This window comes from Gluconacetobacter tumulisoli, assembly GCF_014174155.1.
Classification (GTDB): domain Bacteria; phylum Pseudomonadota; class Alphaproteobacteria; order Acetobacterales; family Acetobacteraceae; genus Gluconacetobacter; species Gluconacetobacter tumulisoli.
The window spans coordinates 1-24,498 of sequence record NZ_JABEQM010000012.1; the positions used below are offsets into that span (position 1 = coordinate 1).

The 24,498-nt window shown below is 64.4% G+C and carries 24 protein-coding genes, 1 tRNA gene and 1 pseudogene; 15 read left to right on the forward strand and 11 right to left on the reverse strand.

What is annotated here, in order from left to right; genetic code table 11:
* Positions 1–146 (reverse strand): annotated as a pseudogene (gene glyA, locus HLH28_RS18165) (serine hydroxymethyltransferase); the annotation flags it as partial.
* A gap of 757 nt (positions 147–903) precedes the next feature.
* On the opposite strand from glyA, the gene HLH28_RS13785 reads away from it, so the two are divergent.
* The 8 genes from HLH28_RS13785 to HLH28_RS13820 all read left to right on the forward strand — a co-directional run bounded on the left by HLH28_RS13785 (position 904) and on the right by HLH28_RS13820 (position 9,954).
* Complete coding sequence (locus HLH28_RS13785; protein WP_182960189.1) at positions 904–1,623, forward strand: GntR family transcriptional regulator; 720 nt, start codon at positions 904–906, stop codon at positions 1,621–1,623.
* The gene (locus HLH28_RS13790; RefSeq protein ID WP_182960191.1) at positions 1,620–2,531 is read left to right on the forward strand and encodes a dihydrodipicolinate synthase family protein; all 912 of its coding nucleotides are present in this window, start codon (positions 1,620–1,622) and stop codon (positions 2,529–2,531) included. Before HLH28_RS13785 ends, HLH28_RS13790 begins: the two co-directional genes overlap by 4 nt.
* A complete protein-coding gene (locus HLH28_RS13795; protein WP_182960193.1) occupies positions 2,524–4,017 on the forward strand; it encodes an aldehyde dehydrogenase family protein in 1,494 nt (497 codons plus the stop codon). The genes HLH28_RS13790 and HLH28_RS13795 overlap by 8 nt, the downstream gene beginning before the upstream one ends.
* A gap of 20 nt (positions 4,018–4,037) precedes the next feature.
* The gene (locus HLH28_RS13800) at positions 4,038–5,384 is read left to right on the forward strand and encodes an NAD(P)/FAD-dependent oxidoreductase (protein WP_182960195.1); all 1,347 of its coding nucleotides are present in this window, start codon (positions 4,038–4,040) and stop codon (positions 5,382–5,384) included.
* Positions 5,385–5,597: 213 nt separating this feature from the next.
* On the forward strand, positions 5,598–6,929 hold the full coding sequence (locus HLH28_RS13805; RefSeq protein WP_182960197.1) for an MFS transporter: 1,332 nt from the start codon (positions 5,598–5,600) through the stop codon (positions 6,927–6,929).
* A gap of 286 nt (positions 6,930–7,215) precedes the next feature.
* Entirely contained in the window at positions 7,216–7,833 is a 618-nt protein-coding gene (locus HLH28_RS13810) for a dimethylsulfonioproprionate lyase family protein (protein WP_182960200.1), read from the forward strand.
* Between the two features lie 480 nt (positions 7,834–8,313).
* Entirely contained in the window at positions 8,314–8,790 is a 477-nt protein-coding gene (locus tag HLH28_RS13815; RefSeq protein ID WP_182960202.1) for a low molecular weight protein-tyrosine-phosphatase, read from the forward strand.
* Positions 8,791–8,835: 45 nt separating this feature from the next.
* Positions 8,836–9,954, forward strand: a complete 1,119-nt coding sequence (locus HLH28_RS13820) for a PQQ-dependent sugar dehydrogenase (protein WP_182960204.1) — start codon at positions 8,836–8,838, stop codon at positions 9,952–9,954.
* A 107-nt stretch (positions 9,955–10,061) separates the two neighbouring features.
* On the opposite strand, the gene HLH28_RS13825 is transcribed toward HLH28_RS13820, so the two are convergent.
* Complete coding sequence (locus HLH28_RS13825; RefSeq protein WP_182960206.1) at positions 10,062–11,159, reverse strand: NADH:flavin oxidoreductase/NADH oxidase; 1,098 nt, start codon at positions 11,157–11,159, stop codon at positions 10,062–10,064.
* Between the two features lie 218 nt (positions 11,160–11,377).
* Here HLH28_RS13825 and HLH28_RS13830 point away from each other — a divergent pair, with 218 nt between their 5' ends.
* Positions 11,378–12,226, forward strand: a complete 849-nt coding sequence (locus HLH28_RS13830) for an ABC transporter permease (RefSeq protein ID WP_246396199.1) — start codon at positions 11,378–11,380, stop codon at positions 12,224–12,226.
* Positions 12,227–12,230: 4 nt separating this feature from the next.
* A complete protein-coding gene (locus HLH28_RS13835; RefSeq protein WP_182960209.1) occupies positions 12,231–12,986 on the forward strand; it encodes an ABC transporter ATP-binding protein in 756 nt (251 codons plus the stop codon).
* Positions 12,987–13,197: 211 nt separating this feature from the next.
* On the opposite strand, the gene HLH28_RS13840 is transcribed toward HLH28_RS13835, so the two are convergent.
* From HLH28_RS13840 to HLH28_RS13850, 3 genes are all read right to left on the reverse strand, one after another.
* Positions 13,198–13,274 (reverse strand) — tRNA-Asp (locus tag HLH28_RS13840).
* Positions 13,275–13,429: 155 nt separating this feature from the next.
* Positions 13,430–13,972 (reverse strand): carboxymuconolactone decarboxylase family protein, encoded by a 543-nt coding sequence (locus HLH28_RS13845; RefSeq protein WP_182960212.1) that lies wholly within the window; start codon positions 13,970–13,972, stop codon positions 13,430–13,432.
* Positions 13,973–14,074: 102 nt separating this feature from the next.
* Positions 14,075–14,617: a peroxiredoxin gene (locus HLH28_RS13850; RefSeq protein WP_182960214.1), complete on the reverse strand. Its 543-nt coding sequence runs from the start codon at positions 14,615–14,617 to the stop codon at positions 14,075–14,077.
* 132 nt (positions 14,618–14,749) lie between these two features.
* Between HLH28_RS13850 and HLH28_RS13855 the strand changes: the two genes are divergently transcribed.
* The 3 genes from HLH28_RS13855 to HLH28_RS13865 all read left to right on the forward strand — a co-directional run bounded on the left by HLH28_RS13855 (position 14,750) and on the right by HLH28_RS13865 (position 16,639).
* The gene (locus tag HLH28_RS13855) at positions 14,750–15,682 is read left to right on the forward strand and encodes a hydrogen peroxide-inducible genes activator (RefSeq protein ID WP_182960217.1); all 933 of its coding nucleotides are present in this window, start codon (positions 14,750–14,752) and stop codon (positions 15,680–15,682) included.
* A 121-nt stretch (positions 15,683–15,803) separates the two neighbouring features.
* Entirely contained in the window at positions 15,804–15,929 is a 126-nt protein-coding gene (gene ykgO / locus HLH28_RS13860) for a type B 50S ribosomal protein L36 (protein WP_012223099.1), read from the forward strand.
* A 32-nt stretch (positions 15,930–15,961) separates the two neighbouring features.
* Positions 15,962–16,639: a tetratricopeptide repeat protein gene (locus tag HLH28_RS13865; RefSeq protein WP_246396201.1), complete on the forward strand. Its 678-nt coding sequence runs from the start codon at positions 15,962–15,964 to the stop codon at positions 16,637–16,639.
* Positions 16,640–16,864: 225 nt separating this feature from the next.
* On the opposite strand, the gene HLH28_RS13870 is transcribed toward HLH28_RS13865, so the two are convergent.
* The 6 genes from HLH28_RS13870 to HLH28_RS13895 form a co-directional block, all read right to left on the reverse strand.
* Positions 16,865–17,845 carry a peptidoglycan -binding protein gene (locus HLH28_RS13870; protein ID WP_182960219.1) on the reverse strand — a complete coding sequence of 327 codons (981 nt, stop codon included), beginning with the start codon at positions 17,843–17,845 and terminating at the stop codon, positions 16,865–16,867.
* A 127-nt stretch (positions 17,846–17,972) separates the two neighbouring features.
* Positions 17,973–19,061 carry a flagellar motor protein MotA gene (locus HLH28_RS13875; RefSeq protein WP_182960221.1) on the reverse strand — a complete coding sequence of 363 codons (1,089 nt, stop codon included), beginning with the start codon at positions 19,059–19,061 and terminating at the stop codon, positions 17,973–17,975.
* Positions 19,058–19,873, reverse strand: coding sequence for an OmpA family protein (locus HLH28_RS13880; RefSeq protein ID WP_182960223.1), 816 nt, complete (start codon positions 19,871–19,873; stop codon positions 19,058–19,060). The genes HLH28_RS13875 and HLH28_RS13880 overlap by 4 nt, the downstream gene beginning before the upstream one ends.
* 256 nt (positions 19,874–20,129) lie before the next feature.
* Positions 20,130–20,960 carry an inositol monophosphatase family protein gene (locus HLH28_RS13885; RefSeq protein ID WP_182960226.1) on the reverse strand — a complete coding sequence of 277 codons (831 nt, stop codon included), beginning with the start codon at positions 20,958–20,960 and terminating at the stop codon, positions 20,130–20,132.
* A gap of 163 nt (positions 20,961–21,123) precedes the next feature.
* Positions 21,124–21,690, reverse strand: coding sequence for an elongation factor P (gene efp / locus HLH28_RS13890; protein ID WP_182943617.1), 567 nt, complete (start codon positions 21,688–21,690; stop codon positions 21,124–21,126).
* 40 nt (positions 21,691–21,730) lie between these two features.
* On the reverse strand, positions 21,731–22,849 hold the full coding sequence (locus HLH28_RS13895) for a lysine-2,3-aminomutase-like protein (protein WP_182960228.1): 1,119 nt from the start codon (positions 22,847–22,849) through the stop codon (positions 21,731–21,733).
* Positions 22,850–22,896: 47 nt separating this feature from the next.
* Between HLH28_RS13895 and epmA the strand changes: the two genes are divergently transcribed.
* Both epmA and HLH28_RS13905 read left to right on the forward strand, forming a co-directional pair.
* Complete coding sequence (gene epmA, locus HLH28_RS13900) at positions 22,897–23,925, forward strand: EF-P lysine aminoacylase EpmA (protein WP_182960230.1); 1,029 nt, start codon at positions 22,897–22,899, stop codon at positions 23,923–23,925.
* A 95-nt stretch (positions 23,926–24,020) separates the two neighbouring features.
* Positions 24,021–24,452, forward strand: a complete 432-nt coding sequence (locus tag HLH28_RS13905; protein WP_182960347.1) for a hypothetical protein — start codon at positions 24,021–24,023, stop codon at positions 24,450–24,452.
* The last annotated feature ends 46 nt before the right edge of the window (positions 24,453–24,498 follow it).

Sequence of the window (24,498 nt, forward strand, 5' to 3'; positions counted from 1 at the left end):
ACCATGTTCTCGCTCGCGATCAGCTCGATCCCCTCGCGCTGGCGCACAAGCTCCCCGCCGATCATCGCCGCAACATCGGGATCGCGCTCGGCAAGCGTCGATCGGAAAAAGTCGGTTCTCTGGGGGTCGATGGGGGCAATTGACATTCTGGTCTTCCTACTGGGAGCAATGAGTCCCGCCACGCTGAAGTGATGTGCCGGTTATCCTGATCGTCGATGCAACAGGGGTATCAAAGTGGTGTGTCGAGAACCGATCTACCGAACAGGCAAATGAGCCATCTTCAAAAAACTGGAATTATCCCACACTGATACAGTGTCCTCCTGAGTCCGAACGCCATTGTTTTGGCGAATTTGTCAGACATTGGTCGGCAGGCGGCACACCTTCTCTGGATCAGCAATCGCCATCGTTTCGAATCTTGCACAGATCCAAGTCAAGAAAACGATTTCGCGATTGGATTCATGGCGTGATGATAACGGCCCTCCTGCGTCAAGCACCGCACATTTCTCGTGCAAGCTGACTAAGGAGATTGGCGTTTCTTTGATTGGATGCTGTCGTCCGTGCCTTGTTCGAATGCGACATCCCGTCGAACTTTGTCGCTCCCCTTTTGCTGCAGCGTTTCCGCAGGGCGCCTGGCAGGCCTGCTGTCGTCCGAAGCCATGCGCATCTTTCCGCCGAATAACATGGACACCGGCAAGCCCTGCGGACGACGGTCCATATGGATCTTGCCGTGGTCGGTGATGCCCGGATGAGAGGCTGTGGCCGTCCCTCTCCTGGGCGCGGATTCCGTCGCCCGGCACATTGTGCACATAAAAAATACAATATGGTTGACTCCTTCCATGACGTATGCCACGGATTGAGCGTAATGATGCGGAAGCAGGCATCTCAGTCGGCAATGCGGGAGTAATGCGATTGAAGGTCGGCAAAGGTAATCTGTACGATGATCTCAGGCGTCAGATCCTCACGATGGAGCTCGATCCCGATCAAGACCTCGATGAGGTGATCCTCAGCGAACGTTACGGCTTGTCGAGAACCCCTGTCCGAGACGTATTTCGTCGTCTGGCGGGAGAAGGCTATCTGGACATCAAGGAAAATAAGGGAGCCCGCGTCGCCCCGATGAATCACGCGACGCTGCGCAACTTCTTTCTTGTGGCACCGATGATTTACGCCGCGGTTGGACGTCTGGCCGTTCAGAACTTCAAGGCAGATCAACTCGAAGAGTTGGCCAGGTGTCAGGAGCGCTTCCGCGCGGCGAGCGAGGATGCAGACGTTACCGCGATGGTTCTGGAAAATAATCGTTTCCATGAAATCATCGGAGAGATGTCGGGGAACGTCTATCTACGCCCCAGCCTGAACCGTCTCTTGATCGATCATGCCCGTATAGGAAACACGTTCTATCGTCCGCAGAGTAAGGAAATGACGCTGAGACTCCGGCAGTCGGTGGAACATCATGATGGCTTTATCTCGGCCATCGCCGCAAGGGACGAGCAGACTGTCGTCGACCTGGTGTTCGACCATTGGGAACTCTCACGCGATACTATGGAAATGTACATTGCCCCGCAGGCAATGCAGGCCGACGCCTTGGTTGACGGACCAACAAGCCTCTTGGTGGAGAAGATATCGTGAAATTCGAAGGTATTTATACCCCGGCCATAACGCCGCTGACGCCTGGCGGCGAGATCGATAAAAGCGCGTTCGCCGAGGTGCTGGAATCGTTGATCGACGCGAAGGTGCATGGAATCATTATCGGAGGTTCTACAGGCGAATACTACGCTCATACACCGCAGGAGCGGCTGGATCTCGCCGCCTGCGCGAAGGACGTGATTGGCTCCCGCACTGCGCTGGTCGTTGGAACAGGCGCAACGCGCACGGAGGATTCTGTCGCATATGCGAAAAGTGCCAAGGAGATTGGTGCGGATGCGATCCTGGTGACATCGCCCCCTTACGCGCTTCCGACCCAAAGTGAAAATGCTGCCCACGCGTTGAAGATCGATCGGGCAGCCGGGCTGCCCATCATGCTGTACAACTACCCGGCCCGCATGGGTGTCTGCATGGAGACGGAATATTTTGATATCGTCGGACAATCCCGCAACGTCGTTGCGATCAAGGAGAGTTCAGGCGACATGAGCCGCGTTCACCTGCTGGCCTGCAAATATCCCGGCATCGGGCTTTCCTGCGGGTGGGACGACCAGGCGCTCGAGTTCTTTGCCTGGGGTGCCAGGAGCTGGGTGTGTGCCGGATCGAACTTCATCCCGCATGAGCATATCGCCCTTTATGAAGCGTGCGTTGTCGAAAAGAACTTCGACAAGGGCAGGAAGATCATGGGCGCGATGATGCCGCTCATGAATTTCCTGGACGCCGGAAAATTCGTGCAATCGATCAAATTCGGATGTGAGGTGGCGGGATTGCCGGCAGGACCGGTACGGGCCCCCTTGGGGCCCCTCGACGCCGAGGAGCAGGATGCCCTCCGTACCATCATAGCGGACCTCAAGCACGCAGTGGCCAAGATTACCGCAGGGTCGGCAAGTGAGTGAGCTCCTCACCGGCCCGGAATATGCCGCAATTGCCCGGGTAATGTCGTATCCGGCCGGCGCCTTCATCGATGGTGCCTTCCGGCCTGCCAGGTCGGGCAACGTCTTCGATACCATCAACCCGGCGACAGGCCAGGTTGTCGCTGCGGTGGCGGCGTGCGACAGCCACGATGTGGATGACGCCGTCGAGGCGGCGAAGGCCGCTTTTGAAGGGGGGGAATGGCGCCTCCGGGCACCGGCGGAGCGGAAGGCCGTTCTGCTGAAGTTCGCCGATCTTCTGCATGAGAATCGGCATCAACTGGCGGTTCTGGAAAGTCTCGAAAGCGGGAAACCGGTTCGGGAATGTCAAACCATAGATGTGCCGGAAGCCATCAATACAATTCGGTGGCATGCCGAACTGATCGACAAGATTTACGACAGCACCGCTCCGGTCGGGGGCGCCGCGCTGGCGTTGGTCGTGCGCGAACCAATCGGCGTTGTGGGCTGCGTGCTGCCCTGGAATTTCCCGCTGCTGATGCTGGCCTGGAAGGCTGGACCAGCCCTCGCCGCGGGGTGTTCCGTTGTCCTGAAGCCGGCAGAGCAAACGTCACTGACCAGCCTGCGTGCGGCAGAACTCGCATTTGAAGCCGGGGTGCCGGCAGGCGTCTTCAATGTTGTTACCGGCACCGGTCGTGAGGTGGGCGAACCGATAGGTCTCCATCAGCATATCGCAATGGTGAGCTTCACCGGTTCGACAACCACCGGACGACGCTTTTTACGCTATGCCGCGGATTCAAATTTGAAGCGTGTGGTGCTGGAGTGCGGCGGCAAGAACCCGGCGGTCGTTCTCGAGGATGCCGACGATTTACGGGGCGTGGCAGAGCATGTGGTCAATGGCGCGTTCTGGAACATGGGCGAAAATTGCTCGGCCACCTCGCGGCTGATTGTCCATCATTCACTCAAGGATGAAATTTTGCGGCATGTCGGCGCAGCCCTGCGCGAGTGGAAGATGGGGGATCCGCTCGATCCCGAAAACCGCCTTGGCGCCCTGGTGAGCAAGGATCATTTTTCGAAGGTGGAATCCTATCTCGATCATATTGCCCGGGAAAATTTCGCCGTCGTATACGGTGGCCACGCCGTGGACGGAATCTATGTCGAGCCAACGGTCGTCGATGGCGTAGACAGTGCAGATCGGCTTTTCCAGGAGGAAATATTCGGGCCGATATTATCCGTAACAACGTTCGACACGCCAGAGGAGGCAGTGGCTCTGGCGAATGACACTGTTTATGGCTTGGCTGCCTCCGTCTATACGGGAAATATTCGAAACGCGATAATGGTCGCTCGCGAGATTCGGGCCGGAATCGTAACAGTGAATTGCTACGGGGAAGGTGACGTGACGACCCCGTTCGGAGGGTATAAGGAATCCGGATTCGGTGGCCGTGACAAGTCAATTCACGCTCATGACCAATATACCGAGCTAAAGACCATCTGGTTTGACGTTTCGAAGTGACGGATTGACGGCCCGCGCGAATGGCAACTCATCGTATTCAAAAACTCCCGGTTGATACGGGCGTGTCGGGCTGGGAAGCACTCAGCGCGAGAACCTTTCCGGTGCGGCCGCTTTCGGGTGACGTAAATGCGGACTGGTTGATCATTGGCGCGGGCTTCGCCGGCCTGTCGGCAGCGAGGCGTCTGACCCAACTTCGTCCCCATGACAAGATTGTCGTTCTCGAGGCAGGCGAAGTGGCTAAGGGGCCTGCGGGCCGGAACTCCGGCTTCATGATTGATGTGCCGCACAATCTGTCGTCCGGTCAGTACTCGGTGGCTGACGCTGCGGCCACTCGGCAGGAGATCCGGCAGAATCGTTTCGCGATTCAATTCGCTGCCGATTCCGCGCTCGAATATGGGATGAGTTCGGAGACATTCGACCCGAGCGGCAAGATCAATGCGGCTGCAACCAGGCGGGGCTTTGCTCTCAACGAGGATTACGCGCGTTCATTGGGTGGCATCGGCGAGCACTACGAGATGCTGGATGCCAAGCAGATGCGTGACATAACAGGAACGGATTATTACGATTCCGGTCTATATACGCCAGGATGCACGGTGATACAGCCTGCGGATTATATTCACGCGCTCGCAGGTGGCCTCAGTGAAAAGATTTCTCTTTTCGAGCATTCGCCGGTCATCGAACTTGGCCGCACGGGCCAAATCTGGCGGGCGCGTTCTACACGTGGAACCGTGTCTGCGCCTAAAGTTATCGTTGCCGTCAACGGGTTTATTCAGGAGTTTGGATTTTTTCGCGGTCGTCTGATGCATATTTTTACCTATGCGTCCATGACCGCGCCCTTTACGGCGGATGAGGCTGGGCGGCATGGTACCGGTCGTCCACGATGGGCATTGCTGCCCGCCGATCCTATGGGTGCGACCGTCCGAAAGATTACGAGCCAGGGGCAATCGCGGATCGTGATCCGTACGCGTTTTACTTACGATCCGAAAATGCAGGTGTCGGACGACAGGGTGATGCGAATTGCGCGGCAGCAGAAACGATCATTCGCCGCCCGTTTTAAGGAGTTGGGTGATATACCAGTCGAATATAGCTGGGCTGGGCGTCTGTGCCTTAGCCGAAATCACGTGCCCGCATTCGGGGAAGTCGAAGAAAATCTCTATTCAGCCTGCTGCGAGAATGGTCTCGGTACGGTGAAAAGTACCTTGGCGGGAGTCATGGCGGCCGACCTGGCGGCCGGTGTGGCGTCACCTCAGCTGAACGCCTTCGAAGACCAGCCGATGCCTAGTCGGCTGCCTCCGGAACCCATGGGGTGGCTCGGCGCCAGCGTCGTGATCAAATGGCAGGAATGGCGGGCGGGCCGGGAAAGATAGACATCCTCGCACCCTCTCCTGATAGGATTGCTGCCTGTTCGAGGAATGTGATGGTGTGACGGTCGGATCGCCTCCATGCACGTGGGCTCGATGGCCTGGGGCTGAAGTTGAAGAAGGCCGGAAGCCAACACGCATAACTAATCGTATCGATATCGTTATTAAACCTGCTTAATCGCCCTCTCTATCTGCCTGTGACTTCGGAGAACTGATTGCATGAATGAAGTGTCCGGTCATGAAGGTGCGGAAGTATCCTGCTCTTTCGAACATCTGCCCGCAGGACGTCTACACTATCTCGCCGCCATAAGCGTCTTCGGGGGGGTCGTAAGCGACGGATATGCCATCGGCAGCATCGGGGCTGTCTTGCCAACTGCGACGACGGCACTGGGGGCAAGCGTCTGGGACGTTGGAGCCATGGGAAGCGGCACTCTGTTTGGCCTCTTTTCCGGCAGTGTGATCATCGGCGCCGCTGCGGATCGTTTTGGGCGGAAGCCATTGCTCTGTCTTGGAATGGCGTTGGCGATGCTGGTCTCGCTTTTGCAGGGCATGGTGACGTCCAGCTTTGAATTGGTCATTTTGCGATATCTTTTGGGGGTCTCGCTCGCGGCAGACTATGTCGCGGGCAGTTGCTACCAGATTGAATTCGCGCGTGCTTCGAATCGCGGGCATTTGCTGGGCGCCATGATGTTGTTCTGGAGCTTCGGTTTTGCGTTCGCATTCCAGGCCGGTTATCTTCTGTGTTCAGGCGGTCCGGATGGTTGGCGTTGGTGCCTCATGTTGGGGGCGCTGCCCGCCGGCGCCACGTGCGCGCTGCGGGCCTGGTTGCCGGAGTCCCCTGTGTGGCTACATGCCCGTGCGAGGACGGAAGCTGCTCTGCGGATCGTGAAACGTCATTTTCCCCGGCATGATGTGATTTTTCCCGCGATGCCGCGCCCTGATGAGGGCATCGTGGTGAACAATTCCCTTTTGTCGCCGAAGATCAGACGCAGACTTATGGTGGCGATTGTCATTCTCCTGGGGCAGTTGGTTCCCTACTTTCTTGTGGGTACGTTTCTTCTGAACATACTGGCCGAGTTGGGAATTCGAAGCCCGTACATAGGAGGATTGATTTATACCTTTTTCGTGGTCGTGGGTTCCGTCCTCGGTTTCTTCATTGTCGAACGCATGTCGCGGCGTAGGTTCCTCATCCTGACATTTCTTGTTTGTGGGATGAGTTTATGTCTGATGTCCTCCGGTATTCCGTTTACACCGGTCGTGTTGCTTGCTCTATTCAGCGTGTTCGCGCTTACTCTCTCCGCAGCCAGCTGCATGCAGTATGTTTATTTTGCGGAATTGTTTCCTGTTGTGATCCGGGCATCCGCGCAGGGAATGGCGCAGTCCACCAGCCGTATATGTGTTTCCCTTACGACTTTTGGTATTCCCTATATAAGCCAATTGGTTGGTATAAACCACGTGTTGCAGATGACAGCGGTATGGCTTACGGCCGCCGGCCTCATATGCTGGGCTTATGCGCCGGAAACGCGGGATGCTACCCTCCGGGCATCATAGCAATGCAAGAGGATTTCATTGAGGGATGAACATCGGCTCATTTTGAATTCGGCGTGATCTCTTGCAACCATGATGTGGCGGCGATCGGTAAAACGCCGATGCATATTCTTTCGTCGTTGCCGCCAAATTCAATGGTCCGGATCCCCATGCACGGTTCGCCGAAGCTTTCGCGCTTCGAGGGGTTGCTTTTGCGGAATTGGACATTCAGGCGGCCGACATATTATGGTCCTTGATTTCACCCGTTATGGTGGCTGGATACTTCCTTTGAACAACACGGTAAAAGAAGATGTCATTACGATCTTCAGATATTGCGGCCGTTCTGACCGCAGCCGAGGCCTCGGTCCACGCCGGAGGTGGTTCCGCCGCGGCATTGGCTGCGGCTGATCGGATATTCACAGGGTCGAGGACAGGATCCGGCCTGTCCGTATCCGTGGACCCGGCTCGCTTACCTGTGTGTCGTTATTTCGACGCAGCAATTGCACGTGCAGGCGCGCATCCCGGTATCAGCGGCCGCCTTGCGGAAGCCGTTGCCGCAGTTGAGCCGCGTCTGAACTGGAGAACCCGCCCGGGCGCGCAAGGGGCTGCGTTTCTCGAAGGCCATGCAAATGCGATTATTGTTGGCCCAGGTGGACTTGAAGAAAGGAACGACATTTTAATCGGCGTGAGCCTTGTGGCGCCAGGCACGCTCTATCCGGATCATCACCATCCGCCCGAAGAAGTCTATGTCGTACTGTCGGACGGCGAGTGGCGGCAGGGAACCGGACCATGGCATGCCCCAGGGACGGGAGGGATCGTGTATAATCCGCCCAATATCGTCCATGCGATGCGGTCCGGGCAGGATCCGCTGCTTGCGCTATGGTGTTTGTGGATCGCATCGAATGACGCCGCATTGGCGGCACCATGACGGTCATGGATGGAGTTCGGATTTCCAGCACCCCTGTGCGATCTGCGCAGATCATTCAATGCGCCAGGATGGGGCTGACGCGATAAACGCCGTATCGCATCCGCTCGTTTGTCCGATCAAAGTAATCGTTTATTCACATCTATGAGATTCGTGTGAAGAATCTGGTTTAAAATTCGCCCCGTTGGCGATCCGATGTGCTTTTGCAGCGTCGATAGAAGCCCACGCAGTCTGCTCTGGCTCATCTGGTTCGATATTGTATGCGTTATTCCTGTGCAACGCGGACGCTGTCGGCGGCGTTTGTTTGCATATGCAAGGCAGGGATCGAAAACCGCACCGCGTCGGAGCGATCCGGCGGCCCGAGCGTCACACGGTACGTCGCCGGGCGGCATATGCTTGTGGATTTGCAACGGCTCGACAGATTTGTCTGTTCCCCGTCATCATGCCTGTCGTACCGCGTCGTTCCGGAGGGAAGAAATCGTCATGCCCGGCCGTCCCGCCATCCTGTTCGTCTGCATGGGCAATATCTGCCGCTCCCCCCTGGCCGAGGCGGCATTTCGCGCCGCCGCCATGCGCCACGGCCTGGACGTCATCGTCGAATCGGCGGGAACCGGCGACTGGCATGCCGGCGAGCCCCCGGATCGCAGAGCGCAGGAGGTTGCCCGACGGCACGGACTCGACATCACCGGATATCGCGCCCGCATGGTGACGGTCGAGGATTTCCGGATTTTCAGCCATATCGTGGCGCTGGACCACACCAATCTGGCGCATTTGCGGGCCCGTCGTCCGGCCGATGCGACGGCCCGCCTGTCGCTGCTGCTGGACCACGTTCCCGGCCGTCAGGGGCAGGGGGTCGCCGATCCCTATTTCGGGCATGTCAAGGATTTCGACACCACCTGGACCGACGTCTCGGCGGGGGCCGAAGCCCTGGCGCGGTTGCTGGCGTCGGCAGCACGATAAATCGAGGGCGATCGCCCGTCACGTCCGGCGAAAGGAGGAGCAAGGATGCCATCATGGAAGGGCCCGACGTCCGCGGTGCTGCTGGTGCTGTTGTCGAGCTTCGGCGCCGCACAGGCCGCGCCGCCGATCGACAGGTTGCGCCTGCCGTCGGGATTTCATATCGCGGTCTATACCGACCAGGTGCCCTCGGCGCGGGAAATGGCGGTCGGTGCCCGGGGCACGATCTTCGTGGGATCGATGACGGCCGGCGCGGTCTATGCCGTGACCGACAGCGATGGCGACGGCAAGGCCGACAGGGTGCGCGTCGTGGCCCGTGGGCTGACGATGCCGGTGGGCGTCGCGTTCCGCAACGGCGATTTATATGTATCCGACGTCCGTAGCATCGTGGTCCTGCGCGGGATCGAGGACCGGCTGGACGATCCGCCGGCCGCCCAGGTCGTCGTCGCCGACCTGCCCTGGCGGGTGGGGGATCACGGCTGGAAATTCATTGCCTTCGGTCCGGACGGCAAGCTGTACGTCCCGATCGGCGCACCCTGCAATATCTGCGATGTCGGGCATCAGTTCGGCCGCCTGATGCGCATGAACCCGGACGGCACCGGGCGGCAGGACGTGGCGTTCGGCATCCGCAACACGGTCGGATTCACCTGGCAACCCGGCACCGGGACGCTGTGGTTCACCGACAACGGCCGCGACCTGCTGGGCGATGACGTGCCCAGCGACGAATTGAACCGGGTGGATCATGTGGGGCAATCGTTCGGCTACCCCTATTGCCATCAGGGGGATGTGCCCGATCCGGTGTTCGGGCGCGGGCATCCCTGTTCGGATTTCACCCCGCCGGTGCTGAAACTGGGGGCGCATGTCGCGGCCCTGGGCCTGCGGTTCTATGACGGCGCCATGTTCCCCTCGTCCTACAAGGGCGGCCTGATCATTGCCGAGCACGGGTCGTGGAACCGCAGCCGCCTGTCGGGCTACCGGGTCATGGCCGTGCGGTTCGGTCCGGATGGGGCGGTGGCGTCCTATACGCCGCTGGTCGACGGCTTCCAGGACAACGAAACCCCGTGGGGACGCCCCGCGGACGTGCAGCCCCTGTCCGACGGCAGCGTCCTGATCAGCGACGATGAGGCCGGGACGATCTATCGTCTGACCTATGATGGGCCGACATAGGGTCGTGCCGCGAAGACAAAGGTCGTTGCCCTGTGGAAACCCAGGGTTTTTGAACGAACGGATGCAAGGGCCGAGGCCCTTGCCGGGTTCGGGCGGCGCCCGACCTTTCATGCGGGACGATAGCGCGCCAGCCAGTGCGCATAGGGCGCCGGCAGGGTCCAGGCCGCGTCCGCCCGCCCCAGCGCCCGGGCCGCCGCATAGGGCCAGTGGGGGTTTTCCAGCAGCGGACGGCCCAGCGTCACCATGTCCAGCGCCCCGTCGCGGATCAGCGCGTCGGCCTGGTCGGGCCGGTCGATATACCAGCTGGTGCTGGCCGGCAGGCCGCCTTCCGCCCGGACGCGGCGTGCGACGGGGGCCAGGAAGGCCGGCCCCCACGGGATATGGGTGTCCGGGGTCGAGAACCCGACGCTGACATCGATGAAATCCAGCCCGGCCGCGCGGAAGCGGCGGACCAGCTCGATGGATTCATCCAGCGTCTCGGCGTCCCGGCCGTCATATTCGATGACGCCCAGTCGCGCGCTCAGCGGCCGGTCCTCGGGCCAGATCTCACGCACCGCCGCCAGCGTTTCCAGCAGGAAGCGGCCCCGGTTGTCGAAGCTGCCGCCATAGGAATCGTCGCGGCGGTTGGAATGGGGCGACAGGAAGTTCTGCGCCAGATAGCCATGGGCAAAATGCAGCATCAGCCAGCCGAACCCGGCATCGCGGGCGCGGCGGGCGGCGGCCACGAAATCCGTCCGGACGCGCACGATGTCGTCCTGCGTCATCGCCTGCGGGATCTTCGGCAGGTTCGCGCCGAAGGCGATGGCCGAGGGCGCGATCGTGGGCCAGCCGCGCGGATCGTCCGCCGCGATATGGTCGTCGCCCTCCCACGGGCGGTTGGCGCTGGCCTTGCGCCCGGCATGACCGATCTGGATGCCCGGCACCGCGCCGGCGTCCTCGATCGACCGGGCGATGGCGGCGAAGGCGTCCGCCTGCGCGTCGTTCCACAGGCCGGCGCAGCCTGGCGTGATCCGCCCCTCGGGCGAAACGGCGGTGGCCTCGATCACCACCAGTCCTGCGCCGCCGCGTGCCAGGCCGGCGTAATGCACGGCATGCCAGTCGCCCGGAACCCCGTCGGTCGCGACATACTGGCACATCGGCGACACCGCGATGCGGTTGCGCAGGGTACGGCCCTTCAGGGCCATGGGGGTGAACAGGTCAGGCATCGGACGCTCCATGGCTTGTATCGCTGTTGCGTGTCCTGCGCCGGCGGTTCCGCCTCGGGGCCGGGCAGCGGAGACGCATGTTCGGCCAGACGGCGCGCGCGGGAAAGGGGGCATCGCCGGGGAGCCGCCTTGCGCCGCCCGAACGCCTTGCCTAAGAGGCTTGGGCCGCCCCCATGCACCGCCGGATGCCAGCGGGACGGCGCGTGTAAGGAGCGATCATGGCGGACATCGACGGGACCATGCCGGCGGAACCGGTGCTGGACCTGACGCCCGAAACCGGGCTGCGCCATTTGTGGCGCGCGCTGGCGGATGTCGCCGGCGGATGCCGCATGTGGCGGCTGGGTTGCACGCTGGGCTGGCTGGACATCAAGCTGCGCTATCGTGGGTCGATCCTGGGGCCGCTGTGGCTGACATTGTCGACGGCGGTCATGGTCGCGGCGATCGGCTCGGTCTACGGCGCGCTGTTCCACATGGACCTGCATCACTACCTGCCGTTCCTGTCGATTTCGCTGGTCCTGTGGGGATATGTCAGCGGCATCGCCGGCGACGGGTGCCAGGTCTTTACCCGCGCCGCGAGCCTGATCCAGGCGGCGCGCCTTCCCTTCACGGTACACGCCATCCGCTCGGTAGTACGCAATACCCTGATCCTGCTGCATAATCTGGCGGTCATCATCGTCGTCTTCGCAATCTTCCGCCTGATGCCCGCGCATCTGCTGGCGGAAATACCGGTCCTGGCGCTATGGGCGGTCGACAGCCTGGCGCTTTCTCTGGCCCTGGGCGTGCTGGGCACGCGGTTTCGCGACATCCCGCCCATCGTCGCCAGCGTGGTGCAGATCGCCTTCTTCGTCACCCCGATCATGTGGGAGCCGGGTCTGATCCTGGCCGGGCGGCAATATATGCTGCTCAACCCGTTCTATCCGCTGTTCGAGATCCTGCGCGGACCGGTGATGGGCGAGGTGCCGCGCCTGTCCGTCTGGATCGCGGCGGGGGGCTACAGCATCCTGCTGTGGGTCATCACGCTTCTTCTGTTCTCGCGCCTGCGGTCGCGGCTGGCATACTGGGTCTGAGACGATGGCTGGAATCGACGTTCGTGATCTGCGCATCGCCTTTCCCCTCTACCACGGCAATGCCCGCAGCCTGAAAAAACGGCTGGGCCGCGCCATTTCAGGCCGGTTCGAACATGACGCACGCGATCGCGTGGTCGTGCGCGCGCTCAACGGGCTGTCCTTCACGCTGCACCCGGGGGAACGGCTGGGCCTGATCGGCCGGAACGGCGCGGGCAAGACGACGCTGCTGCGCGCACTGGCGGGGATCTACGAACCGGTGGAGGGGCGGGTGACGGTCCGGGGGCGGGTCGGGGCGCTGCTGGACACGAACCTGGGCATGATGGGCGACCTGACGGGACGGGAGAATATCCGCCTGCGCTGCCTGTTCACCGGCCTGGATGCGGACGCCATCGCGCGGGTGGAACGCGACGTCCAGGATTTTGCCGAACTGGGGCCGTTCCTCGACCTGCCGATCCGGACCTACAGTTCGGGCATGCAGATCCGGCTGGCCTTCGGCCTGGCGACGGCCAGCCGGCCGCAGGTCCTGCTGATGGACGAATGGTTCATGGCCGGCGATGCCGCCTTCATAGGCCGGGCGAAGGCGCGGCTGGAGGATCTGGTATCGCGGGCCGAGATCCTGGTGATCTCGACGCACCAGCCCGATATCCTGGCGACATGGTGCACGCGCGTGCTGTGGATGGACCAGGGCCATATCCGCATGGACGGGCCGCCCGACGCTGTGCTGCCGGCCTATCTGGGTCTCGAAAAGGCAGCAACCTGAGAGGCGGCTTTACACGCCGGTCTGCCGGAGACCCGGCGCGTGTTTCCTGTGCTTTGGTGCTCTCATAGCCGATAAGGTCGCTCCGTTCCGACAGGCGGAAACGTACGCCGGGCTTTCTGCGCAGGACGCGCTCGGCAGACCGGCGTGTAAAGCCGCTCCACAGGATTGCCGTGACGAATCGCGGCGATGCAATCGTGGGGATGGGAAGGGGTGGCGCGAGTGACGGGGCTCGAACCCGCGACCTCCGGCGTGACAGGCCGGCGCTCTAACCAACTGAGCTACACCCGCATCGGCTTGGGGAGGAAGACCTCCCGTCCGTTCGTGGAGCGCGAATTAACAAAGGCCGGCGAGTCTGGCAACCGGGTTCGCGCGAAAAAACGCATTATCGGACGAAAAGCGGTGAGGCGGGCGCCGGAACGGTCCCCCGTTCCGGCGCCGGACGGTCAGTTCGCCGGGGAATCGCCCAGGGCGAACGCGGCCTCCAGCGTCGCGGCGACGGCGTGGACCGTGGCCGCGATTCGGACGGCGGTCTGGACCTGCTCGGTCGACAGGCCGCCCTCGCGCACCACCTTCTCGTGGCTTTCGACGCACATGCCGCAGCCATTGACCGCGGACACCGCGAGCGACCACAGCTCGAAATCCAGCTTGTCCACCCCCGGGCGGCCGATAACGCTCATGCGCAGCCGGGCGGGCATCTGGGCGTAGTCGCCGCCGACCATGTGCACGAAGCGGTAATAGATATTGTTCATCCCCATGATCGCGGCGGCGGACTTGGCGGCGGCCAGGACCTCGGGCGACAGGACTGACTCGTATTCGGCCACGATGGCGCGGGTCACGTCGGCATTGCGCGACGCGATCGCCGTGGCGACGAACGTCCCGGCCAGCTGCTGCGGCGACAGGGTGATATCGTTCGCAAGGGAGCCCAGATTGAGCCTCAGGTCCTTCGCATAGTCCGGAAGGCGCTCCTTGAGCGATTCGATCGACATGACGGATGTACCTGCTGTGGAATTGGGCCGCCGGCCAGCGCCCTGGGGCTGGCCAGCCGGCGGTTGGCAACGATGGGTCCGGCGTGGGCCGGACCCGCCCGATCAGGGCTTCAGGAAGGCTTCGCCCTGCTTCCAGTTGCAGGGGCACAGCTCGTCGCTCTGCAGCGCGTCGAGGATGCGCAGGACTTCCTGCGGATTGCGGCCGACCGACAGGTCGTTGACGCTGACGTGGCGGATGATGCCCTCGGGGTCGACCAGGAAGGTCGCGCGGTAGGCGACGCCCGCCGTCGGCGACAGCACGCCGCAGGCCTCGGACAGCTCGCGCTTGATGTCGGCCAGCATCGGGATCTGCAGGCCCTTCAGGTCCTCGTGATGCAGGCGCCAGTTCAGATGCACGAATTCGCTGTCGATCGACACGCCGTAGACGACGGTGTCACGATCCTTGAATTCCCCGGCCAGCTTGCCGAAGGCCACGATCTCGGTCGGGCAGACAAAGGTGAAATCCTTCGGCCAGAAGAACACGAGCTTCCACTTGCCCGCGTCGGTCTTGTCCGAGATCTGGACGAAATCGCCCTTCAGCCCCTCGGGGCCGCCGGGGACGGAGGTCAGATCGAAACTCGGAAATGTGTCACCGACTGTCAGCATCGGTTTGCTCCCTTGCATGTGTGGTCCATGGCGCGGCGCCGCAGGTGCGCTCGGGCCTCGGCGCATATTTTATGGCGCTGATGCCGATATCATGCCAATGAATAATTTATATCCGGATGATCGAAAGATTCGATGACGCCCCTGCCATCCGCGCAGCAGTTGCGCTATCTGATCGCCCTGGCCGACCTGCGCCATTTCGGCCGGGCCGCACAGGCCTGCGCGGTCACGCAATCGACGCTCTCGGCCGGGATCCTGGCGCTGGAACGGCAACTGGACATCCAACTGCTGGACCGCAAGGTCGGCAAGCGCGTGGTCTTCACCCCGATCGGGGACGAGGTCGCGGCGCGGGCCCGCCACGCCCTGGACGCGCTGCAGACGGTGCAGGCCGTCGCCGATGCGTCGCGCGCGCCTATGACGGGCCTGTTGCGGATCGGGGTCATCCCCACCATCGGTCCCTTCGTGCTTCCCGGCCTGGTGTCGCGCCTGCACGCGCAGTTTCCCCATATCCGCCTGTCGGTGAACGAGGATCTGACCGGCAACGTGATGGACAAGCTGGTGCTGGGACGGCTGGACCTGGTCCTGCTGGCCATGCCTTGCGCCTGCGAGGGGACGGAGACGCTGCCGCTGTGGCGGGACGATTTCATGCTGGTCCTGCCGGCCCGCCACCCGCTGGCGGCTCTGGAAGCGATTTCCGTCGAACGGATCGGCACGGAACGCATGATCCTGCTGGAAGACGGGCATTGCCTGCGTGACCAGACGCTGGCGGTGTGTCGCCAGGAACGCGGCTGGAGCACGCCCGACAGCGAGGAGGAGTTCGTGGTGACCTCGCTCTATACCCTTGTGGACATGGTGGCCGACGGGCTGGGGCTTGCGTTGTTGCCGCGCCTGGCGGTCGAATCGGGAATCCTGCGCGACCTGCCGGTCGTGGTCCGGCCGGTGACGGGATGCCAGGCCTGGCGCACGATCGGCCTGGCGTGGCGTCCACGCTCGCCCCGGGCCGCAGATTTCCGCCTGTTGGCCCCGCATATTCGCCCCCCGTCGGTCACGGCGCCCCCAGCGGACTGAAAAACCGCGCGTTTGTTCCCCGAAAACCGGTGGTTCCGGGTCCGGTGCGGTTGACTCTGTCGCGCGGGGCCGGTATTCGGCCCGTCTTTGCGGTGTCCTGCCGCCAGATGAGGGTCGGATCATGAAGATCAGAAACAGCCTGAAGTCGGCCAAGGTTCGTGACAAGGACTGCCGTGTGGTCCGTCGTCACGGCAAGGTCTATGTCATCAACAAGAAGAACCCCCGGATGAAGGCCCGCCAGGGCTGATCGTCCGGACGGCCCCGGCCGTACGGTCTTCCATGCATGACGCACGTGCCCGCTTCGCTGTCCGGATTTCCGGACGGGGATGCGGGTTTTCGTGTTTCTACACGCTGATGGCGGCCCTGTCGCTGGGCATCTGCGCTCCCGCCTTCGGCGCACCGGCCCCGGCTGCCCCGCCACCGGTGGCCAGCCCGCCGTCCCGGCCGTCCACCCCGGCGGGTTCCGGCCCCCCCGGGGCGCCGAACATCCAGATGTTGACCGCCCAGCTGGCGCATGCCTCCTCGCGCCCCGCAGCTGCCGACCTGGAGGCGCGGATCGAGCAGATGCGCCAGCATCCCCTGTCGCCCACGACGCGCCTGCTGCTGCGCCGGGCGCAGGCCGACCTGGCCGACCGCAAGTCCCTGGACGCGGTTGCGGACCTGGATGACGCGCTGGTATTGCAGCCGGAGGTCGGAATCCTGTGGCGCGATCGCGCGCAGGCGCGTCTCGCGGCACAGGACCTGGACGGCGCGGTGGCCGATCTGGGCGTGGCCCTGCATCGCGACGACAGCGACGCGGTCGCATGGCAGATCCTGTCGAGCGTCGAGGAACAGCGTGGGGACTGGAAGGCCGCCTACCAGGCCTGGCAGCGCGTCCTGGCGCTGGACCCGATGGCGGCCGATGGACGCCGGCAGGCCGAGCGGCTGAGACTGAAGGCCTTCGGCCAACCCACCTGAAATTTGCATTGGGACGCGGTCTGCCGGCGATCCGGGGCAGTTGTCCTGCGCTTCGGTGCACGGCCCACAAGATGCTCTGATCTTGACCGGCACGTCGGGTCTCAAGGAAAAATTTGCGGCAGCCTCCGGGAGGCAGTTCGGGCTTTTGCCCGAACCCACCAGGGCCTGAGGCCCTGAACCCCGATCCCCCGACCATGGATCGACGGATCGGTTTCCGGGGGGATGCTACCGGTCGGTCAGGCGGAATTCGATCCGGCGGTTGCGGGCGAAGGCGGCCTGGCTGCTGCCGGCGTCCAGCGGCTGGAAGTCGGCGAAGCCGGTGGCGGCCAGGTGGTGCGGGCTGATGCCTTCGGCGATCAGCAGCTTGACCACGGTGATCGCGCGGGCGGACGACAGTTCCCAGTTGCTGGCGAAGGCGCTGTGGATCGGCTGGCGGTCGGCGTGGCCGTCTACGCGCATGATCCAGGGGATCGAAGCCGGGATCTGTGCCGAGACCTGATGGAAGGTGCGGGCCAGAGTACGGATCTCGGCCACGCCCTTGGGGGAGAGGTCGGCGCTACCGGGCGGGAACAGGACCTCGCTCTGGAACACGAAGCGGTCGCCGACGACCTGCACGCCTTCCTGGTTCTTAAGGATGTCGCGCAGGCGGCCGAAGAATTCCGAGCGGTAGCGTTGCAACTGCTCGACCTTGTCAGCCAGCGCCACGTTCAGCTTCAGCCCCAGATCGTCGATCTTGCGCTGCCGGTCCTGGATTTCGGTCTGCGAGATTTCCAGCGCCGCCATCGCGGCCGAGAGCTGCTGGCGGATCTGTTCCAGCTGCGATCCCAGGTCCGCGACCTGCTGCTGGCTGGCCTGAGCCAGCCTGGTCTGGTTGTCGCGTTCCGCCGTGCTCTGCGCCACCTGGGCAGTCAGCGACGTTTCCATCGCCTCGTCCTTCTCATGCGCGGCGCGCAGCGAGGCGACCGAGAGTTCCAGCGCGTGGGCATGGCCGCGTTCCAGCGACAGCATGTCGTTCAACTGGGCGACCTGCTGGGCCAGTTGTTCCATCGCGCGTTGCCGCTTGTTCAGGGCCACGGACAGGAAGGCCTGCCCCAGCACGAAAACCAGCAGCACGAAGATGATGACCATCAGCAGGGTGGACAGGGCGTCCACATATCCCGGCCAGGCGTCGAGCCCTGCATGGGTCTGGCGGCGGCGGCGTGCCATGGGTGTCGGTCCCGTCCGTTGGATCGTCATCCGACGAGAGGGGGCCACCTCATCGGACAAGGATGATCGTCAAAACACAAATCTGGAAGCCCCGAGCCTGCGGCAGCTACGGGGCAGCCGGCTGCCGTCAGGGCGTGCCGCGCGCCCCGGCGGGCGAAGATGCGGCGACGGTCCGCGCCAGCAGCCGCAAATCGTTGCGGATATCGGTCGAAATCTGGTTCCGGCCCTGTTCCATGTCCGACAGCACGCGGGTCAGCAGCATTTCGATCCCGCGAAGATGGCCCTGGGCGGATTCGTCGGCCATGCGCTGCATCAGGGCATGGCTGGCACGCATCGTGTCGGTCATCGTCCCGATCCGCTCGTTCAGGCTGCCCAGCAGGGCCTGTTGCTGGATACGGCCGTCCTCGCCGCGGGCGATCAGGTTCTGCAGCTTTTCCAGGTTCTCGGCCGTCTGTTCCAGCAGCGCCTGGACATAGGCCGGCACGCCGGCCTCCGCGCCGTCGGCGCCGGCCAGGCCCGGCGAGATACGGGTTAGGCCGGCCAGCCATTCCTCCAGCTCGTTGAAGAAGCGGTTCTGCGCCTGGCCGGCCGTCAGGTCCAGGAAGCCCAGAACCAGCGCCCCGGCCAGACCGAACATCGAGCCAGAGAATGCGGTGCCCATGCCATGCAGCGGCTGCGCAAGGCCCGTCTTGAGCTGGTCGAACATGACATTGAGGTCGGCCGAACCGACGGACAGGCCGCCGATCACGTCGGCGATCGACCCCACGGTCAGCAGCAGGCCGTAGAACGTCCCCAGCAGGCCGAGGAAGATCAGAAGCCCGGTCATGTAGCGGGACAGCTCGCGCCCTTCGTCCAGGCGCGACGACAGGCTGTCCAGCATCGACTGCATTGCCGGCGTGGACAGCACCAGGCGATCGGTGCGGTTGCGCGTGGCCAGCATCGAGGCCATCGGCGCCAGCAGCTTCGGCGGCGTGGGCGGGGCCAGCCCGGCTCGCGGCTGGCGCAGCGTCTCGACCCACCGGACCTCGGGGATCAGGCGCAGGACCATCATGACGTTCCACGCGATTCCGAACGCGAGGATGCCGAGGATCAGGCCATCGAGGACCGGGTTGTTGAAGAAGGCGGAATAAAGCGTCCGCCACAATGTCGCGGCGACCAGCAGGACGGCGGCCAGGAACAGGACAATGCGCAGGATATAGGTCGTGGGGTGGGTCACGGTTTGGGCCGGGGCTCCGTAGGGGCGGAAGGGGCAGAGGCGATCACATTCGAGAGGGTCACGTCAACATGATCCGGATCCGTTCCATCCTGCGGCGATCCGGACAGGCCGATGGCCCGGACATAGATGCGGGTCGAGGCGACGCCGGCATGGATCAGGATCGACCGGATCGCGAGCCCGCGCGACAGCGAGACCCGTCGCGGCGTCGAGGCGTCGTCCTGGGTGCCCGAGGCATAGGCGTCGATTTCACCCCGCGCGTCGGGCGAGGCCAGCAGGGCGCCCGCAAAGGTCTTCACCCGGTCGATCATCGCCGCGTTCATGTCGGCGCTGCCGGGGGCGAAGGTCAGGCGCGTGCCGCCCGGCAGGTCCAGAACCGTGCCCTGCGCGGTGGGAACGACCGGTGTGTCCGGCGGGGGCGGCGACGGATGCAGGGGCACGTTCACTTCGGGCGGGCGGATGATGGGCGGCGGGGGCGGGGCTGCCGGAATGGTGGGGGCCGGCGGCGGATGCGCGGGGGTGGTCGGGGCCGGCGTGCTGCTGGCGGGGACGGTCGCGCCGGCATGGGCCTGCGGCGCGCGCGGCCCGTGCGACCGGGAGGCAGGCGCCGGATGGCCCGTCGCAGGATGGGACGTTGCCGGATGGGCGGCCGGGGCAGGGCCTAGGCCGGACAGGGCGCTGTCGTTGGTGACGACCTGCGCCCGGGCCGGGCTTCCGGCAGGCGCCCCCGCCAGCGTCCCGGTCAGGGCGACGAGCAGGCAGGTCGGGACAAGGCGCGAAATGCGGGGACGTGCGGAAGGAAAGGGATCGGACATGGCCGGCGCAGCCTAAAGCAGATCGCGCCCGGGTCGAAGACCTGAACGCGCGAGGAATTCCCTAAAATATCGGTCCGACATCGATCCGCTGATTCGCGGCCGGAGGCCCGAGCCGCCAAGGTTGGTTTGAACAGGGCTCTGATGGATGACGCCAGGCGTGGGTTTCCAAGCAATGGAGCGGTCTTCATGGCCGGAAGCACCGAAACACAGGAAACGCCCGTCGGATCGCCAGCCGGGCCCGGTTCAAACCCGCCTTTCAGGGACGGGTGGTCAGGCTGTCCGCCACCAGTTCGCGCAGCGGGGCGTGCAGGTGGCTGTTCCCGGCCACGACGTTGACGACGTCACCCAGATCGTCCAGGTCCGCGCCGTCGGGATCGGTCGCGTAGCCGCCGGCTTCGCGCACCAGCAGCAGACCGGCCGCGCAATCCCAGGGCTTCAGGCCCAGTTCCCAGAATCCCTCGTACCGCCCGGCGGCCACCCAGGCCAGGTCCAGCGCCGCGGCGCCGAAGCGGCGGACGCCCGCGACCTGCGGCATCAGCGCCCCCAGGGTCCGCGCGAACGGCAGGCGGCGTTGCGCCGGGATCTTGGCGAAGGGAATGCCGGTGGCGAACAGCGCTTCCAGCATGTCGCGCCGGGCGGACACGCGGATCCGACGATCGTTCAGGAACGCGCCTACGCCCTTCTCGGCCCAGAACATCTCGTTCGCGGCGGGGTTGTAGACCAGGCCGGCCACCAGTTCGACGCTGCCGTCGGGCAGGCGGCGCTGCAGGCCGATGGAAATCGCCCAGTGGGGAATGCCGTGCAGGAAGTTGGTGGTGCCGTCCAGCGGATCGACGATCCAGCGCCAGGTCCAGTTGTCGCCACCCGACTCGCCGCTTTCCTCCATCAGGAAGCCATAGCCGGGGCGGGCGCGGACCAGTTCCTCGCGGATCGCCGACTCGGCGCGCAGGTCCGCCTGGGACACGAAGTCGCCCGGCCCCTTGATGCTGACCTGAAGCTGCTCGACCTCGCTGAAATCGCGCAGCAGGCGACGTGCGGCCTTGTGGGCCGCGTTCTGCATCACCGTCATGTGGGGAGAGAGTCGCATGGCCACGTCGGTCGGTCCTGTCTGGTTCGTCTGGGAGGAAAGGGGGAAGGGAGGCGGAAAATCGCTGGCGTGGCCGGATGAACCGCCGCGCCGGCCCCAGAAGGTCTAAAGCATCAGGCGGGCGGTTGGAACGATCCCGTCGCCCCCCGCCCGCGTCCGGGCCTCAGCCCTTCGCGCGTTCCACGTAGGTGGAATCCTCGGTGCGGACGACGATGCGCTCGCCTGCCTCGATGAACGGCGGCACCATGGTCTTCACGCCGTTGGACAGCTTGGCGGGCTTGTAGGACGAACTGGCCGTCTGGCCCTTCACGACCGGATCGGCCTCGACCACTTCCAGCGTGACCTGGGCGGGCAGCTGCACGCCGACCGGGTCGCCTTCGACCAGGTTGATGACCAGCGTCATGTTGTCCTGCAGGAACGGGGCCTGGTCGCCCAGCAGTTCCAGCGGCAGCAGGGTCTGCTCGAACGTCTCGGGATCCATCAGGACGATATTGTCACCGTCCATGTAGGAGTAGGTATATTCCCGCTCCTCGGTCAGCAGGCGCTCGACGGTGTCGGCGGTGCGCCACCGTTCGTTCGTCTTGTTGCCGGTCTTCAGGTCGCGCATCTCCACCTGGATGAAGGCGCCGCCTTTGCCGGGGGTGATGATCTGCTGCTTCAGGACTGTCCAGCGACGGCCGTCATGCTCGATGACCTGTCCGGCACGGATCAGGTTCGCCTGCTGTTTCATGGGGGGCCCTGTCTGACGTGTGGGGATGAAAGGCGGGCTTCTAACCCTCTCGCGCGCCGAGGGCAAGGTTGGGGGCCGATTCAGCGTCCAGTTTGTGCAGTCCCCCCGCTGGATCGCGGACCGCCAGCCCCTCCGCGCCTGGCTCCAGATAGTCCGGACCCAGCGGGACCTTGCCGTGGCCGCCGGGGATATCCAGCGTGTAGGTGGGCCATGCCAGACCGGTGACGCGGCCGCGCAGGCCTGCCAGCAGGCGCTGGCCTTCGGCGATCGGGACATGGAAACGCGCGGTGCCGGGCGCCGGGTCCAGCTGATGAAGATAGTACGGCTTGACCCGGGCCTCGACCATGGCGCGGAACAGGCCTTCCAGCGCCTCGGTGCTGTCATTGACGCCCCGCAGCAGCACGGACTGGCCCAGGACCGGGATCGCCCTGGCCTGGATCCGGCGCAGGGATGCGCGGGCGGCGGGGGTGAATTCGCGCGCATGGTTGGCGTGGACGACCAGCCACATCGCACGGTCGGTCTCCAGCGCGTCGGCCAGTTCGTCGGTGATCCGGTCCGGATCGGCGACCGGCACGCGGCTGTGCACGCGGATGGTGGTGACGTGGGGCATGTCGCCCAGCGCCCGCACGATCCCGCCCAGCCGCCGGGGCGAGAGCATCAGCGGGTCGCCCCCGGTCAGGATGACCTCGCGGATCGCGTCGTGGGCGCGCAGCCAGTCCAGAGCGCGGGCCAGGGCGTCGTCGTCCAGCACCCCGCCGTCGGGACCGACATGTTCGCGCCGGAAGCAGAACCGGCAGTAAAGCGGGCAGATCAGCAGGGGCTTGAGCAGCGCGCGGTCGGCATAACGGTGCACGATGCCCGGCACGGGCGACAGCGCGTCGTCGCCGATCGGATCGGCAAGTTCGTGCGGCGCGGTCAGCAATTCCGAGGCGTCGGGGATGACCTGCAGGCCGATCGGGTCGTCGGAGGCCTGGATCAGGTCATGGAAGGCGGGGGGGATCGCGGTGGCGTAGCGCCGGGCCACCTCCTCCAGCGCCGGGGCGGCGTCCGGCGGGGCCAGGCCGGCGTCCAGCAGGTCGGGCACGCGGCGCAGCGTCCGCCGCGTGCTGGCGGGAACCCTGTCGGAAACAATCTGGGGAAGGTTGACCGATCGTGTCATCGGCTGGCTCTACTCTGCCGGTTTTCGTCCTGCAACAGGAGTCGCGCATGACCGACAGGATCCGCCCTGGCCGACCCGGCCGCCCCCGCGATCCCGATCGGATCGCCGAGCGTCTGGCGCTGCTGCGGCGCCGCGCGCTGGTGGCGCGGGGGGTGCGGGCGTTCTTCGATGCGCGCGGCTATCTGGAAGTCGAAACCCCCTGCGCCGTGCCCTCGCCGGGCGAGGAGGTGCATCTGCAGGTCTTCCGGACCGAGCGCGAACATCCCGACGGGACGCGGCAGGCGCTGTTCCTGCAGACCAGCCCCGAATTCGCGATGAAGCGCATCGTCGCGGCGACGGGCCTGCCGGTGTTCCAGTTGGCCCGCGTCTGGCGCAATGCCGAGGGCAGCAATCTGCATGCCCCTGAATTCACCATGCTGGAATGGTACCGTCCCGGCGCCGACCTGGCCGCCCTGATGGACGAGACCGAGGATCTGCTGCGCGCCGTCCTGCCACCGGTCGTACAGCGCGCAGGCCGGGACATCCGGATCGACGGACCGTTCGAACGCCTGACGATGGCCGAGGCGTTCGCCCGCCATGCCGGGCTCGACCTGCTGCCGACCGAAGGCGATGCCCAGGCCCTGGCTCATGCCGCCGGATGCGCGCTGCGCGAGGGGGAGGAGTGGGAAGACCTGTTCTTCCGCCTGCTGATGGAACGGGTGGAACCCGCGATCGGCCGCGACCGGCCGACCTTCCTGACCCACTGGCCCGCCAGCCAGGCGGCCCTGGCGCGGCGTGATCCGTCCGATCCGCGCGTCGCCTTGCGATTCGAACTCTATGCCGGGGGGATGGAACTGGCGAACGCGTTCGAGGAACTGACCGACCCGGTGGAGCAGCGGCGGCGGTTCGAGGCCGACCGGGCCCGGCGCGCGACGCTGTACGGTGCCGATCCAGACAGGGAATGGCCGATGGACGAGGCGCTGCTGTCGGCCCTGGACGACCTGCCGGCCTGCGCGGGCATCGCGCTGGGTTTCGACCGTCTGGTCATGATGGCTGCCGGTACGTTACGGATAGGCGACATTTTGTGGATGGGGTGAATCTTTTGTAATCTTCCCGTCCACGCCGCCTCAAGGCAGGTTATGTCAGCTTAACGCCGTTGCAATCTTTCTCTCCTACGTTCGGTATCGCAGTCATGAAATACGCGTCGATCTTGCCATTGGCCGCCCTGCTCGCCCTGACGGCGTGCGAGGTTCCGTCACCTCAGCAGAAGAGGCTGCTCAACTCGATGGTCGGACGCGACGAGGTGGATGTGATCCGCACGTTCGGCGTACCGACCCGTTCCTACCAGGCGGAGGGCCATGTCTTCCTCGCCTACATCGATAACCAGACCAACTACTCGCCCGGCACCATGGGCTGGGGCTGGGGTTGGGGCGGCGGTGGCTGGGGTGGCGGCTGGGGCGGTCCCGGTTGGGGCGGTGGCTGGGGTGGCTGGGGTGGTCCCGGCTGGGGCGGCGGCTGGGGCGGAGGATTCCCGGGCAGCTACTATACCAGCAGCTGCCAGACGACCTTCGAGATCGTCACCGGCAAGGTAGCGGCCTGGACGATGCGCGGCGACGGCTGCTGACACAGGGGCGCCCGCGCTGACGGCCGCCCGCCACGGAAGGAAGCGG